Here is a 15,069-nt window from a genome sequence, read left to right as displayed (position 1 = left end):
AAGCGTGACAAAACGGGCACCGAGACAGCCGTGAAGCGCAGCCGGCGGGGACGACATCTGCCGGCTTCTCGCGTATGCGAGGCGAGCTGTATCCCATTGCTGTCCGGCGCCCGATTTGTGAACCACGCGCTGCAGCCGGCTCACGCTCCTGCGGCTTGGATCGGCCGGGGATCGCTCCCCGATCGGCCGCGAAATCACCGCAATCGCACCGGCCGGCATGGTCGATCTCAGTCGGCGCACCGTTGTGGCTCGCTGACCGGGCGCGGATCGGCGCTGCGGGTGAGGCACCCACGACTCGGAGACGGTGAGAGGGCGGGGCGCCGGAACAGCGCCCCGCCCTCTCGGACCGTTCATCGGTCAGCGGGCTCGGGTGAGCAACCTCCGCGGACTGAAACGGGTCGCCGCGTCGCGGAGGCGGGTCGCTGCCTCGGCGGCTCGGGCTGACTGCTCGGCGATGCCGAGACGCCAGCTCAGCAGGACCGACGGGGGCAGGAGGGCCGCTCTCGCCCTGGTGCGGAACGAGGCGGTGCCGGACAGGCCGGCGCGGACCTGGCGGAGTGCCGCGGTGAGCTCGGCGCCCTGGAGGGGCAGGCGGGCGTAGCGGGCGCGCTCCTCGGCCCGGCCCAGCAGCGACGCGGCCTCGGCCGATTCGCCGTTGAGCAGGGTGTCCTTGACCAGGCGGCGGGTCGTCACCCGGGGGGTCTCGGTGGGGTCCACCGGCACCCGGAAGTCGACCATCGTGTCGATCAGCTCGTCCCAGGCGGCGTGCGCGTCCTCGCGGGCGCGGGCCGACTCGGTCGTCACCGTGATGTCACTGATCGCCCCGCCACCACCGGGCGTGGTGGTCACGACCGGGGCCGGGACGCCCGCCGTGGCGGCGTGCCGCCGGCGGCGGAGCAGGACCCGGAGGAACGCCGGGATCAGCAGGATCGCCAGGACCAGCGCGATGCCGGCCGCCACGAACAGCGGCATCCACGAGCCGTCGTCCGGGACGACACCCTCGTCGATGCTGGAGGTGGCGCCGTCGTTAGCCTGCTCGGGACGCTCGGCGCGGCCCGGAGCGGCCGACGAGCCGGTCCCCGGTACGGCAGCGCCGGTGGAGCTGGACGGCTCCGGCTCGGGACGCTCTACGTCCGGCGCCCACGAGGAGCGAGCCGAACCCGTGACGCTGCTCGCCGGGGTGGCGTCGAACGGCACCCAGCCGAAGCCGTCGAGGTAGACCTCGGTCCAGGCGTGCGCGTTCCGGTTGGTGATCTGGTAGGTGTTGTCGTCGAGGGCGGTGCCCCGGGTGAAGCCGAACGCCACCCGGGCCGGGATCCCGGCGGCCCGCACCATCCACGCCATCGCGGCCGCGTACTGCTGGCAGTAGCCGACCTTGTTCTCCAGGAACGCCGCGATCTCCGAGGCGTTGCCGCTGTTCTGGGTGGCGAGGTTGTAGCGGAACCCGTTCTTCGAGGAGAACGAGTCGTAGATCGCCCGGACCTTGTCGTACTGGGTTTCCTCGCCCTCGACGAGCTCGTCCACCTTCGCCTGCACGGCGTCGTCCTGCGGTGCCGCCGTGTATTGCCGGCGCAGCGGGTCGTCCTCGGGCAGCGGCTCGGCGGTCCGCAGCTGCGCCGCCGTGTAGCGCGGGCGCAGGTAGCTGACCGTGTATTTCTGGTCGCCGGTCGTCGAGCGGCCGGAGTAGATGACCTGCTGACCGGCGTCGTACGACCAGTTGCCCTTGAGCCCCTGCACGCCCGTCGCGGAGGTGTAGACCGGCAGCATGTTCTGCCGCAGCGCGTCGGCGACCTCGATCTCGGCCTGGTATTCGGTGTAGTTCGCCCGCTCGGTGGACGCCGCGTTGCCCGGGTTGGGCAGGCCCTCGTTCAGCGACTGGCCGCGCGGCGAGGTGTTGCCGAAACCGTCGGCGTTGAGTATGTCGGCCACGGCGAACCGCAAGTAGAACGGCTCCCGCTCGTTCGTCCGCACCTTGATGATGTTGACGGTGGCGTTCTGGTTGAGCTGGCCGCTGAGCGCCGCGAACAGGTTGATCCGCCCGTTGCCGGTGCCGCCCGGCCCGGCGCCGAGCCCGCTGCCGCTCTGCGTCCACTTGGTGAGCAGGCCGCCCGAGACGGTCGGCACGGCGAGCGGCAGCAGCACCGCCACGAGCACGCCGACGACGCCGAGGCGGCGGCCGGCCGAGGCGAGCGGCGAGGGCTCCCAGACGTCCACGTCACGGCCGTCGCCGGTGAAGCGGCGGCCGAACCGGCGGACCCGGTCGACGTTGTCGGCGACGAGCAGCCACATGTAGCCGATCGCGCCGATGATGAACGGGAACACCGGCACGCTGTCGAGGTAGACCGCGACCGGGATCGAGTAGATCGCCAGCATCGGCAGGCCGGCCAGTGCCGGGCGGCGGAAGACCGCGGTGAGCAGGTCGACCACGATCGCCACGGCCCCGATGCCGAGCACCGCCACGAAGAGCAGGCCGTCCCGGTCCGGGACGGGCACACCGTACGACCGGGTGTCCTCCCCGGCCTGCCGGATCAGCTCGGCGAAGTGGGTGAAGGTGGCCGGCTGCGGGATCAGGATCTCTTTGCCGCTCGGGAACAGCCAGGTCAGCGCCAGCAGCAGCGCGAGGACCATGAGGCTCCCCTGCGCCCAGGTCGGGAACCGCAGGGTACGGGCAGCGACCGCCGCGCCGGCGATCAGGATCACGGTGAGCATGGCCTGGAACAGCCAGGTCCACGTATCGAAGATGGACGACAGCGGTGCGGCCGCGAGAAGTGTCGCGGCCGCCGCGATCAGTCCGAGACGGCGGCGCCCGGTCACCGGATCACCCCGCCCACGGTCTCGGCCATGGCCGCGCGGTAGGCGAAGCCCTGCGACCCGCGGGCCACGGCGGGCCAGAGGGCCGGCAGCGTGTCGCCGTGCGTGACCGGCACCGATTTCCAGCCGCTGCGGACCAGCGCGAGCGAGGCGGCCGCGTGCTCGCGGTCGGACTCCTGCCGGTCGCCGTTGGTCATCGGCACCCAGGTCGTGCTGTCGATGGCGAAGCCGATGCAGCTCGCGCCGTTGGCCCGCAGGCCGGCCAGCACCTCCGCCTCGGCCACCGTGAGCGCGCCGAACAGACCGATCACGAGACCGCCGTCGGAGCGGCGCCGGACCTGGTCGACCAGCACCGAGACGTCACCGGTCTGGCTGAGCTTCACCTCGGCCAGGTTGTCCAGGATGATCCCCTCCCCGCCGGCCTCGGACGCGTCCAGGTCGATCCCGGAGCCGGTCACCAGCCGGAGTTTGTAACCCTGCTGGCGCAGGTGCATGGCGATGCTGGCGGCGGCGGAGACGGCCCACTCGAAGCTGGCGGTCGGTCCCTCGCCACGGTGGGCGTACATCCGGGTGTCGAGAACCACCGTCGCCCGGCTCTCCCAGGGTTGCTCCTCCCGCCGGACCATCAGCTCACCGGTCCGGGCCGTCGAGCGCCAGTGCACCCGCCGCAGGTCGTCGCCGCGCCGGTATTCCCGGGTGGCGGCGTCGTCCTCGCCGTGCACCGCGACCGACCGGGCCCGGCTCTCGCCGGTGCCCGCGTACTCCCCGGCGAGCCGCACCCGCGGGAGCGGGCTGACCTGCGGGATCACGATGAGCTTGTCGACCGAGGGGAACGAGCGGGTCAGCTCGCAGAGACCGAACGGGTCGGTCAGCCGGATCATCAGCGGGCCGATCGGGTAGCGCCCGCGCACGTCGGCGCGGACCGTGTAGGCCACCGAGCTCGCCTGCTGGGCGCCGAGCCGCTCGAGCACGACCCGGGGCCGGCTGCCCAAGGCGTAGGGCAGCCGGTCCTCCAGCAGCATCGTGCCGGTGGGCAGCCGGGACAGGTTCTGCAGGCGCAGGATCACCCGCGCGCTGGAGCCGACCGGGGTGCGGCCCGGGTCCAGCGAGCGGGTGCAGGCCAGCTTGTACCGGCTGCGGCCGACGTACCACGCGGCGAGCATCGGCAGGGCCGCCAGCAGCACGGCGACCCGCAGCAGGTCACGCTCGCCGAGGATGAGCGCCGAGGCCGCGGCGGCGGCCCCCGCGGCAAGGAACGAGCGGCCGCGCGTGGTGAGCCCCCGCAGCGCCTCCCGCATCGTCACCGCCCCCGGGACTCGTACGACGTCGGCGTGCGCCCGTCACGGGTGTCGTAGGGGTTGCGGGCCCGGTCGTGCGGCAGCGGCAGCCGGTGCACGATCTCGGACACGATCGCGTCGGTGGTCCGCCGATTCAGCTGGGCGTCCGCGGTCGGGATGATCCGGTGCGCGAGGACCGGCACGGCGAGCGCCTGCAGGTCGTCCGGCAGGACGTAGTCCCGGCCCTCGAGCGCGGCGACCGCCTTGGCGGTGCGCAGCAGCTGCAGCGTCGACCGGGGGGACGCGCCGAGACGGATCTCCGGCGCCTCCCGGGTCGCGGTGACCAGGGCGATCGCGTACTGCTGGACGGCCTCGGCGGTGTGCACGTCCCGGGCCGTGGCGATCAGCCGGCGGACCAGGGCGGCGTCGGCGACGGCGCGCAGGTCGTTCAGCGGGTCGTGGTCGCCGTGCGCGCCCAGCATGGCGAGCTCGGCGCGGGGGTCCGGGTAGCCCATCGCGATCCGGGCGGTGAACCGGTCGCGCTGCGCCTCGGGGAGGGGGTAGGTGCCCTCCATCTCGATCGGGTTCTGCGTGGCCACCACCATGAACGGGGCCTGCAGCTCGTACGTCGTGCCGTCGACGGTGACCTGCCGCTCCTCCATGCACTCGAGCAGCGCGGACTGGGTCTTCGGCGAGGCTCGGTTGATCTCGTCGCCGACCACCAGGTTGGCGAAGACGGCGCCCGGCTTGAACTCGAAGTCGCGCGTCTCCTGGTTGTAGACGCTGACCCCGGTGACGTCGCTGGGCAGCAGGTCGGGCGTGAACTGGATGCGGCGCACCGAGCAGTCGATGGACCGCGCGAGGGCCTTGGCGAGCTTCGTCTTGCCGACGCCCGGCACGTCCTCGATCAGCAGGTGCCCCTCGGCGAGCAGAACCGCGAGCGCCAGACGCACCGTCGCGCTCTTGCCCTCGATGACCTGCTCGATGTTGGCCATGATGGCTTGCGTCGCGGCGGCGAACTCGGCGCTCGTCAGCGGGCCTGCCGGCTCGCCCCAGGTCGGCGTTGTCACGGGCCTCCTCCAGATTCGGTCTTGCTCCCTCGCGACAGGAGATCACCCACCGTCAAGGGGCATCGAAGGTTGCGGGCGCCCAGCGGCCGTGGGCCTCCGGCGCTCGCCGCCCGTCCCCACAGGTTATCTCCGTACGTACACCTTGCCGAAAGGCCTGATCGAGACCGATTCGAGATAAGGAATCGGTCGCCTGTGGACACCACCGGCATATCACCCGCCCCGGTATACCGGTCGCCGTGCGTGACGGGCGGCGGGTATCATGCAACGCATGGCTCGGTCTTTTCTGCTTCTTAGCAGGCCGTGCTGACGAGAGGTCAGCACGGCGCCCCTCCTGTGTGAGGGGCTTTTTTGTGCCTTCCTCCAGAAAAAAGACGAGATGGTGAAGATGAGCGAGACCGAGACCCCGCCGTTCCGGTACACCGCCGCCCTGGCCGGCGAGATCGAGCTGCGCTGGCAGGCGTACTGGGAGGAGCACGGCACCTTCCGGGCGCCGAACCCGGTCGGTGAGCTGGCCGACCCCTCGCACCCGCGCGCCGGCGCGCCGAAGCTGCACGTGCAGGACATGTTCCCGTACCCGTCCGGCGCCGGCCTGCACGTCGGGCACCCGCTGGGCTACATCGGCACCGACAGCTACACCCGCTACCAGCGGATGGCCGGCTACAACGTGCTGCACCCGATGGGCTTCGACGCGTTCGGCCTGCCCGCCGAGCAGTACGCGGTGCAGACCGGCACCCACCCGGCGGTCACCACCGCCGCCAACGTCGAGCGCTACAAGCAGCAGCTGCGCCGCCTGGGCCTGGCCTACGACGACCGGCGCTCGTTCTCGACGACCGACCCGGACTACTACCGCTGGACCCAGTGGATCTTCCTGCAGGTCTTCAACTCGTGGTTCGACCCCGAGCAGCGCAAGGCGCGTCCGATCAGTGAGCTGATCGCCCGGTTCGAGGCGACTCCCGAATGGGCGGAGCTGTCGCCCGCCGAGCGCCGCAAGAAGATCGACGACCACCGCCTGGCGTACGTCAGCGAGGCCCCGGTCAACTGGTGCCCCGGCCTGGGCACCGTGCTGGCCAACGAGGAGGTCACGCCGGACGGCCGCAGCGAGCGCGGCAACTTCCCGGTCTTCAAGCGCAGCCTGAAGCAGTGGATGATGCGGATCACCGCGTACGGCGACCGCCTGATCGAGGACCTGGACACGCTGGACTGGCCGGAGCCGGTCAAGCTGATGCAGCGCAACTGGATCGGCCGCAGCAGGGGCGCGCACGTCGACTTCGCGATCGACGGGAGCGACGAGAAGATCACCGTCTTCACCACCCGCCCCGACACGCTGTTCGGCGCGACCTACATGGTGCTGGCGCCCGAGCACGAGCTGGTCGCCGGGATCACCCCGCGCGAGTGGCCGGCCGGCACCAACGAGAAGTGGACCGGCGGGCACGCGACCCCGGCCGCCGCGGTCAAGGCCTACCAGGAGACGGCCGCCGCGAAGACCGAGGAGGAGCGCACCGCCGACGGCAAGGTGAAGACCGGCGTCTTCACCGGCGCTTACGCGGAGAACCCGGTCAACGGCGCCCGCGTGCCGGTCTTCATCGCCGACTACGTGCTGGCGGGCTACGGCACCGGGGCCATCATGGCGGTGCCCGGCCAGGACGAGCGCGACTGGGCCTTCGCCGAGGTGTTCGAGCTGCCGATCATCCGTACCGTTGAAGCTCCTGAAGGTTTTGAAGGGGCCTTCACCGGTGACGGACCCGCGATCAACAGCGACTGGCTGAACGGCAAGGGTGTCGCCGAGGCCAAGGCCGCCATGATCGCGTGGCTGGAGGAGCACGGCCGGGGTACCGGCGCGACCACCTACCGCCTGCGGGACTGGCTGTTCAGCCGGCAGCGGTACTGGGGCGAGCCGTTCCCGATCGTCTACGACGAGACCGGCCTGCCGGTGGCGCTGCCCGACTCGATGCTGCCGGTCGAGCTGCCCGACGTCGACGACTTCTCGCCGCGCACCTTCGACCCGGAGGACGCGGACACCGAGCCGGAGACCCCGCTGTCCCGCAAGAAGGACTGGGTGCAGGTCGAGCTGGACCTGGGCGACGGGCCGAAGACGTACACCCGCGAGACCAACACGATGCCGCAGTGGGCCGGCTCCTGCTGGTACGAGCTGCGCTACCTGGACCCGCACAACGACGACAAGCTGGTCGACCCGGCGAACGAGGCCTACTGGATGGGCCCGCGCGCCGACGGCGACTGCGGCGGCGTCGACCTGTACGTCGGCGGCGTCGAGCACGCCGTGCTGCACCTGCTGTACGCGCGGTTCTGGCACAAGGTGCTGTTCGACCTGGGCCACGTCTCGTCGTTCGAGCCGTTCCGCAAACTGTTCAACCAGGGCTACATCCAGGCGTACGCCTACCAGGACGCCCGCGGCTTCTACGTGCCGGCCGAGGAGGTCGTCGAGCGCGACGGCAAGTACTTCTACGGCTCCGAGGAGGTCGCCCGCTCCTACGGCAAGATGGGCAAGTCGCTGAAGAACATCGTGACCCCCGACGAGATGTGCGACCAGTACGGCGCCGACACGTTCCGGGTCTACGAGATGGCGATGGGCCCGCTGGACGTCTCCCGCCCCTGGGAGACCCGCGCCGTGGTCGGCTCGCAGCGCTTCCTGCAGCGCGCCTGGCGCCTGGTGGTCGACGAGGAGACCGGCGCGTCCCGGGTCACCGACGCGCCGCTGGACCCGAAGACCCGCAAGGTCCTGCACAGGGTCATCGCCGGTGTCCGCGAGGACATGGACGAGCTGCGGTTCAACACCGCGATCGCCAAGCTGATCGAGCTGACGAACGCGCTGACCCCGCTGCCGACCGTCTCCCGCGAGGCCGTCGAGCCGCTGGTGCTGATGCTGGCGCCGTTCGCCCCGCACATGGCCGAGGAGCTGTGGGGCAAGCTGGGCCACTCCGGGACGCTGGCCTACGCCGACTTCCCGGTCGCCGACCCGGAGCAGCTGAAGGCCGACTCGATCACCTACCCGGTGCAGGTCAACGGCAAGGTCCGCGGCCGGGTCGAGGTCGCCCCGGACACCCCCGAGGCCGACGTGCGCGCGGCGGCCCTGGAGGCGGTGGCCGAGGTGCTGGGCGACCGCGAGCCGAAGAAGGTCATCGTGGTGGCCGGCCGTCTGGTCTCGGTCGTGATCTGACGTTCCGCGAAGCGGCCCGCCTCTCCTCCGGGAGCGGCGGGCCGTTGACCGTCACCCGCGTGTCGACTTCGGGCGCGATCCGCACCCCAACTCAACACGCCACGACACACCCACCCCCGCGTGTCGACTACGGGCGCGATCCGCACCCCAACTCAACACGCCACGACACACCCACCCCCGCGTGTCGACTTCGGGCGCAATCCGCACCCCGACTCAACACGCAGCGATGGAACGCAACGTCGGGGCGGGGCCGGGCGGGACGCGGGCGGCCGGATCCGGGCATGGAGATACGACGAAGGCGGCCGGTGTCGGCCGCCGTTCGTCGGGCGCCGGCTCAGCCGGCTCGGCAGGTCAGCGATGCCCCTCCGGACGCTGCCGCCACCGGTCCTCGAGCCGGTCGATGAGGCCGCCCCGGCGACCGCCCTGGCGCGTGCGCCGCGTCGCGGTGCCACCGACCGATTTCAGGTCGGGAGCCTGGCTACGCCGGCGCGACTGCATCGCGAAGGCGGCGGAGCCGAGCATGACGACGAATCCGGCCACGCCGAGCGGCGTGTTCTGGCTCACGGTCCCGAAGACGACCAGAGCGAGACCAAGGACGATCACGAACGCGGCGATGAGGAGCCGGCGCCGTGCGTGGAAACGCGGGTCGCTGGCCCGCACAGCCGAGGCGAACTTGGGGTCCTCGGCAAGCGACCGCTCGATCTGATCGAACAGCCGCTGCTCGTGCTCCGAGAGCGGCACGGCATTCCTCCCCGGGCGCATTGCCGGCCCCAGTCCGAGGGCCGGCGGTGGTGCAGGTGTGGTGAAACGGGGCAGCCGTCGGCTGCCTTATCACGCAAGTCTACGAGCGGGTTGGCGGGTCGGAAAGCCGGACGACCGCCGAGTGCGGGTGATTTTCCGTGCCCTCAAGATTGGTTCGTCCCAAAAGACCGATCACCCGACCGGGCACAGCCGAACACAACCCGTGATCTAGCGGGCGACGATCAGGGGGATCGTCATCTCGGCGGCGGTCGCGGAGCCGTGGTACGCCACCAACTGTCCCGCCTTGGCCGGCTCCCACCCGGAGGCGACCGCCACGGCACGCCCCTGGCAGAGCACGACCACGTCGCCGATCCGGCCGGCGTGCGCGGGCGGCACCGGGCCGAACCAGCCGCCGTCGATCGCCTCGTCGCGGGTCATCACCCGGGCGCCGGCGCCGAACACGCCCCGCCAGTTGTCGAGGACGTCGGGGAGCGCGCCGGGAGAGGCGTACAGGTAGCGGACCCGCGGCTCGCCCGCGACCGCCACGACCCCCTCGCGCAGCGCTGGAATGTCCGCCATGTCGTATCTACCGGACAGCGGGACGTTGAGCTGGCCGTGATCGGCGATGACGAGCAGGGCGGCGGTCGGCGGCAGGGCGTGCACGATCCGGTCCAGGATCACGTCGACGCCGGCCGCGGCGGCCTGCCAGGTCGGCGAGTCGACGCCGTCCTCGTGCCCGAAGTGGTCGAGATCGGGGTGATAGCCGTAGACCAGGCCGGGGCCGCGGCGCAGCGCCTCGATCATCCCGGTGGCGACGGCGTCCCCGTCGTCGGCGCCCACGTAGCGCCCGCCCCGGTTGGCCGCGAGGCTCAGCCCGCTCCCCTCGAACGCCGAGCGGCTCACCACGGTCACCGCGAGCCCGGCCGCCGCGGCGGTCTCCAGCCGGGTCGGGGCCGGCTGCCAGTCGCGCGGGTCCGGGTCGTCGTCCCAGGCGATGTGGGTGAGGATCCCGCCGTCCGGCCGGCGCACGGTGAAGCCGAGGATGCCGTGCACGCCCGGCGGCACCCCGGCGCCGAGGGTCACGAGGCTGACCGGGGTGGTCGACGGAAAGCCGGCGGTGAGCGTGCCGGCGTGGCCACGACCCCCCGCCGCGAGATCGGCGAGGACCGGCGCGTGCTTCGAGGCCAGGGGCAATTGGTACGCCCCCAGCCCGTCGACGAGCAGCACCCCGACCCGGTCCACGCCGTCGAGGCGCTCGGTGAGGCCGAGGACGTCCGCGGCGCCCGGCACCCCGAGCACCGCCGACACGCTCGGCAGCAGGTCGGCGAGGCTGCCCGTGCCGTACGCGGGCGGCACGATCCGCAGCGCGTCCGCGTGCAGGCCGTCCTCCGGCACAACCGTCATGACCAGCCTCCGGGGAACGGAACGGGGATCAGGACGGGCACATCCGTCATGACCGGCCTCCGGGGAACGGAACGGGGGTCAGGACGGGCGGGCCCGTCATGACCGGCGGGCGAACAGGTGGAGCTGGGAGGCGATGTCCCGGAACGGCGGCCGGCTGCTCAGCTCCAGCTCCAGGTCGAGGACCGCCTGCGGGTCGTCCTCGAGGACGGTGGCGGGCAGCAGGTCGGCGACGACGCGTACGCCGTGGGTCTCCTCCACGGTGAGCCCGGCGGCCGTGAGGAGCGCGGTGGCGCTCGCCGCGTCGAACCTGCGCAGCAGGGTGTCGCGCGGCCCGGCCCGGCCCGCCGGGTCGGTGACCAGCGCCGCGGCCGCGCGGAGGTGGCCGTTCACGGCCCGGCCCAGGATCGCCGCGGCCCGGCTCGCCACCAGCAGGCTGACCGCGCCGCCCGGCCGGAGCGCGGCCGCGATCGCCGACGCCACCCGGGCCGGGTCGTCGACCACCTCGAGCACGGCGTGGCAGAGGATGAGGTCGGCGGCGGCCGGCTCGACCAGCGTGGCGAGCGCGTCGCCGTCGCCCTGCACGGCGCGGACCCGGTCGGCGACCCCGGCGTCGCTGGCCCGGCGGGTCAGCGCCGCGAGCGCGTCCGGGCTCGCGTCGATCACGGTGACGGTGTGCCCGGCCTCGGCCAGCGGCACCGCGAACCCGCCGGTCCCGCCGCCGACGTCGAGCACGGTCAGCGCGCGGCCGCCGAGGCGCGCGGCCTGCCGGTCGAGCTCGCGGCGGAGAACCGCCCAGACCGCGGCGGTGCGGGCCGTGACGTGCGGGCGGCCGGTGCGCGCAGAAGTTTCCACCCCGGCAGCCTAGCGATTGTCAGAACTGGAACAGGACACCCGTCGCGCGGTTCATCTCGCAGGTGTTGCCGTAGGTGTGCCGCCACAGCACGTCCCTGCCCCGCCAGACGCCCTTCAGCTCGGCGGTGACCGGCTGGTAGAGCAGGACGCACATCCGGTCGCCGGCCGGCAGCCGGTCCGGGTCGGCGTCGATGCGCTCCAGCACGGCGCAGGCGTCGGCCGGCTTCGGGTGGCCGCCACCGGCCGGATCGCAGCTGAGCTTCACGGCCGAGGCGAACCCGGCCTCCGCCATGTAGGTGAGGGTGAGGTCGGTGGTCCGGGGCGCGGGACCGCCCGCGACCGCCACGGCGAGGGCGATCAGCGCAGGGAGGATCATGAGGGAGCACTCTAATCACCTGAAAAGCGATTTATCGGAAATCTCGGGACGCCGGGCGGACCGGCGCGGTCACCTGCTCCAGCCGGTCCGCGACCAGGTTGAGCACCCCCTCGACCTTCTCCAGCCGGCCGCGCACCAGTAGCGCCGTGCTGCTCCGGGCCACCCGCCGGTACCGCTGCCACAGTCCCGGCGAGCAGGTCACGTTGAGCATCCCGGTCTCGTCCTCCAGGTTCACGAACGTCACCCCGCCCGCGGTGGCCGGCCGCTGCCGGTGGGTCACGATGCCGCCGACCCGGATCCGGGTGCCCGCCTCCACCGCCCCGAGCCGGTCGATCGGCAGCGCGCCGGCCTCGTCGAACTGGTCGCGGAGGAACCGGGCCGGGTGGGTCTCCGGGGACAGGCCGGTCGCCCAGACGTCCGCGACCAGCACGTCCACCTCGCTCATGCCGGGCAGCATCGGCGCCTCGGTGCCGGTCACCGTGCCGGGGAGCCGGTCCGGCTTGTCCTGCGCGGCGGCGCCGGCCGCCCAGAGCGCCTCGCGGCGGGAGAGCCCGAAGCTCGCGAAAGCGTCGGCGGTGGCGAGCGCCTCCAGATGTGCGGTGGAGCAGCCGGTGCGCCGGGCCAGATCCGTCATTGACCGATACGGGCCATGGTTCTCGCGCTCCATCTCGATCCGCTCCGCGAGGTCGGCTCCGATCGTACGAATGCTGGAAAGCCCTTGGCGGACGGCCGGGCCGCGCAGTCCCCAGGCGTGCGGAGGCTCCCCGGCCGCGGCCTTCAGCCGGGAATCCGGCGTCGTCTCCAGCGTCGCCGCCGCGTCACTGAGGTTGATGTCCGGCCGGCGCACCTCGACGCCGTGCCGCCGCGCGTCGTCCACCAGGGACTGTGGCGAATAGAAGCCCATCGGCTGCGCGTTGAGCAGCGCCGCGCAGAACGCCGCCGGGTGATACCGCTTCAGCCACGCGCTCGCGTAGACGAGGTACGCGAAGCTCATCGAATGGCTTTCCGGGAAGCCGTAACTCGCGAACGCGGACAGCTTGTGGAAGAGGTCGTCGGCGAGCTCGCCGGTGATCCCGTTGCCGGCCATCCCCTCGTACAGTCGCTTTTTGATCCTCTCCATCTTTGTCTTTGATCTTTTGGAGCCCATCGCCCGGCGCAGCTGATCGGCCTCGGACGGGTCGAAGCCGGCCACGTCGATCGCGAGTTGCATCAGCTGCTCCTGGAAGAGCGGCACGCCCAGGGTCTTGGCCAGCGCGTTCTCCATGAGTGGGTGCGGCACGCGGGGCGCCTCCAGGCCGTTTTTGCGGCGGATGTACGGGTGGACCGAACCACCCTGAATCGGTCCCGGCCGGATCAGCGCCACCTCGATCACCAGGTCGTAGAACTGCCGTGGCTTGAGGCGTGGCAGGGTCGCCATCTGGGCGCGGCTCTCCACCTGGAAGACGCCGACCGAGTCGGCCCGGCAGAGCATCTCGTAGACCTCGGGGTCGTCCAGCGGCATCGTCCCGAGGTCGAGCTCGTCCTCGATCATGTCGTAGGCGTAGTGCAGCGCCGACAGCATCCCGAGGCCGAGCAGGTCGAACTTGACCAGGTCGACGGCGGCGCAGTCGTCCTTGTCCCACTGCAGCACCGAGCGGCCCGGCATCCGGCCCCACTCCACCGGGCAGACCTCGATGATCGGGCGGTCGCAGATCACCATGCCGCCGGAGTGGATGCCGAGGTGCCTCGGGAAGTTCTGGATCTCGTTGGCCTTCTCGATGACGTGTTCCGGGATGTCGTTCTCTGCCGTCGCGACGTCGCCCCAGCGGTCGATCTGCTTGCTCCAGGCGTCCTGCTGGCCCGGGGAGAAGCCGAACGCCCTCGCCATGTCCCGGACCGCCGAGCGGGGGCGGTAGGAGATGACGTTGGCGACCTGGGCGGTGTGCTCGCGGCCGTATTTGCCGTAGACGTGCTGGATGACCTCTTCGCGGCGGTCGGACTCGATGTCGACGTCGATGTCGGGTGGGCCGTCGCGTTCCGGGGCGAGGAAGCGTTCAAAAAGTAGTCGATGTTTGACCGCATCGACGTTTGTTATGAATAGGGCATAGCAGACAGCGGAGTTGGCGGCGGAGCCGCGGCCTTGGCAATAAATCCTATTTTTTCGGCAGAAGTCCACTATGTCGTAGACGACGAGGAAGTAGCCGGGGAAGCCGAGCTCCTCGATCATCTTGAGTTCGTAGTCGATCTGCTCGAACGCTTTTCTGTCGCCGTCTTCGTAACGCTGCTTCGCACCCCGCATCGTCAGCTCGCGCAGCCAGCTCATCTCGGTGTGGCCCGGCGGCACCGGATAGTCGGGCAGCCTCGGCGCGACCAGGTTCAGGTCGAAGGCAAGATCCTCGGCGTACATCACGGCGTTCTCCACGGCCCCCGGATAGTCGGCGAACCGGCGCGCCATCTCGTCGCCGCTGCGCAGGTGGGCGGCGCCGGACGCGGGCAGCCAGCCGTCCATCTCGTCGAGGCTGCGGCGGGCCCGGACGGCCGCGAGCGCGGTGGCGAGCCGGCGGCGGGACGGAGTCGCGTAGTGCACGTTGTTCGTGGCGACCACCTCCAGGTCGCGGCTGGCAGCGAGCGCGTAGAGGTAGTCGTTGCGGTCCCCGTCGTACGGGTCGGCGTGGTCGGTCAGCTCGACGGCCACGTTCGGGGCGCCGAAGAGATCCACGAGACGGTCCAGCTCGGAGGCGGCCTGCTCGACGCCGCCCGTGGCGAGGGCGCGCGGGACCGTCCCCTTGCGACAGCCGGTCAGCACCAGGACGTGATCCTTGAGCACCTCGGCGACCTCCTCGAGGCTGCCGTAGTCGGGCTTGCCCTTCTCGCCGCCCCGCAACTGGGCCTGGGAGATCACCCGGGCCAGCCGGGCGTAGCCCTCGTGGCCGTGCGCCAGAGCCAGCAGATGGGCACCCTCCGGGTCCGCCTCGCCGTTCTGCGAGCGGGTCAGCCCCAGCGACAACTCGGCGCCGAAGATCGTCGGCAGGCCCAGCTCGCGGGCCGCCTGCGAGAACCGGACCACGCCGTAGAAACCGTCGTGGTCGGTGACGGCCAGACCGGTCAGACCGAGCCGCGCCGCCTCCTCGGCCAGCTCCTCGGGGTGACTAGCGCCGTCGAGGAAGCTGAAGTTGGTGTGGCAGTGCAGTTCGGCGTACTTCGTCCGGCTCTCCGAACGGATCAGCCCCGGCGAGGGCCGGTAGGGCTGGCGCTTCCGGCTCCAGGCCGGCGAATCCCCGCCATCCCCGTCGACGGCGAGCGGGTCGACGACCAGCCCGTCCCCGCTGAGCGTGCGCTCCAGCTGGGACCAGGGCATCTCGGGGTTATGAAAGCCCACGGTCT

Annotated in this window: 9 protein-coding genes; 1 reads left to right on the top strand and 8 read right to left on the bottom strand. The window is 71.6% G+C overall.

The features are described from left to right. Window positions 1-357: 357 nt before the first annotated feature. The 3 genes from AB0G10_RS20425 to AB0G10_RS20415 are packed head-to-tail and all read right to left on the bottom strand — an operon-like array spanning window position 358 to window position 5,083. Complete coding sequence (locus AB0G10_RS20425) at window positions 358-2,814, bottom strand: DUF3488 and transglutaminase-like domain-containing protein (RefSeq protein WP_360923651.1); 2,457 nt, start codon at window positions 2,812-2,814, stop codon at window positions 358-360. Continuing rightward, window positions 2,811-4,109 (bottom strand): DUF58 domain-containing protein, encoded by a 1,299-nt coding sequence (locus tag AB0G10_RS20420; RefSeq protein WP_360924967.1) that lies wholly within the window; start codon window positions 4,107-4,109, stop codon window positions 2,811-2,813. The genes AB0G10_RS20425 and AB0G10_RS20420 overlap by 4 nt, the downstream gene beginning before the upstream one ends. A 2-nt stretch (window positions 4,110-4,111) precedes the next feature. Then, window positions 4,112-5,083 carry a MoxR family ATPase gene (locus AB0G10_RS20415; protein WP_360924964.1) on the bottom strand — a complete coding sequence of 324 codons (972 nt, stop codon included), beginning with the start codon at window positions 5,081-5,083 and terminating at the stop codon, window positions 4,112-4,114. Window positions 5,084-5,543: 460 nt separating this feature from the next. Here AB0G10_RS20415 and leuS point away from each other — a divergent pair, with 460 nt between their 5' ends. Then, window positions 5,544-8,333, top strand: coding sequence for a leucine--tRNA ligase (gene leuS / locus AB0G10_RS20410; protein ID WP_360923648.1), 2,790 nt, complete (start codon window positions 5,544-5,546; stop codon window positions 8,331-8,333). 351 nt (window positions 8,334-8,684) lie between these two features. Here leuS and AB0G10_RS20405 read toward each other — a convergent pair whose 3' ends face one another. From AB0G10_RS20405 to AB0G10_RS20385, 5 genes are all read right to left on the bottom strand, one after another. Then, the gene (locus AB0G10_RS20405) at window positions 8,685-9,074 is read right to left on the bottom strand and encodes a DUF3040 domain-containing protein (RefSeq protein ID WP_127547594.1); all 390 of its coding nucleotides are present in this window, start codon (window positions 9,072-9,074) and stop codon (window positions 8,685-8,687) included. A 228-nt stretch (window positions 9,075-9,302) separates the two neighbouring features. Further along, complete coding sequence (locus tag AB0G10_RS20400) at window positions 9,303-10,478, bottom strand: alkaline phosphatase family protein (RefSeq protein WP_360923645.1); 1,176 nt, start codon at window positions 10,476-10,478, stop codon at window positions 9,303-9,305. 96 nt (window positions 10,479-10,574) lie between these two features. Continuing rightward, window positions 10,575-11,330 carry a methyltransferase domain-containing protein gene (locus AB0G10_RS20395; protein ID WP_360923642.1) on the bottom strand — a complete coding sequence of 252 codons (756 nt, stop codon included), beginning with the start codon at window positions 11,328-11,330 and terminating at the stop codon, window positions 10,575-10,577. Window positions 11,331-11,349: 19 nt separating this feature from the next. Continuing rightward, on the bottom strand, window positions 11,350-11,706 hold the full coding sequence (locus AB0G10_RS20390; RefSeq protein WP_360923639.1) for an SSI family serine proteinase inhibitor: 357 nt from the start codon (window positions 11,704-11,706) through the stop codon (window positions 11,350-11,352). Window positions 11,707-11,737: 31 nt separating this feature from the next. Then, complete coding sequence (locus AB0G10_RS20385; RefSeq protein ID WP_360923637.1) at window positions 11,738-15,064, bottom strand: error-prone DNA polymerase; 3,327 nt, start codon at window positions 15,062-15,064, stop codon at window positions 11,738-11,740. Window positions 15,065-15,069: the final 5 nt, after the last annotated feature.

The organism is Actinoplanes sp. NPDC023714, from assembly GCF_040639855.1.
Taxonomy (GTDB): Bacteria; Actinomycetota; Actinomycetes; order Mycobacteriales; family Micromonosporaceae; genus Actinoplanes.
Note: the sequence above shows the minus strand (reverse complement) of the source record. Positions and strands in the feature narration are given on the sequence as shown.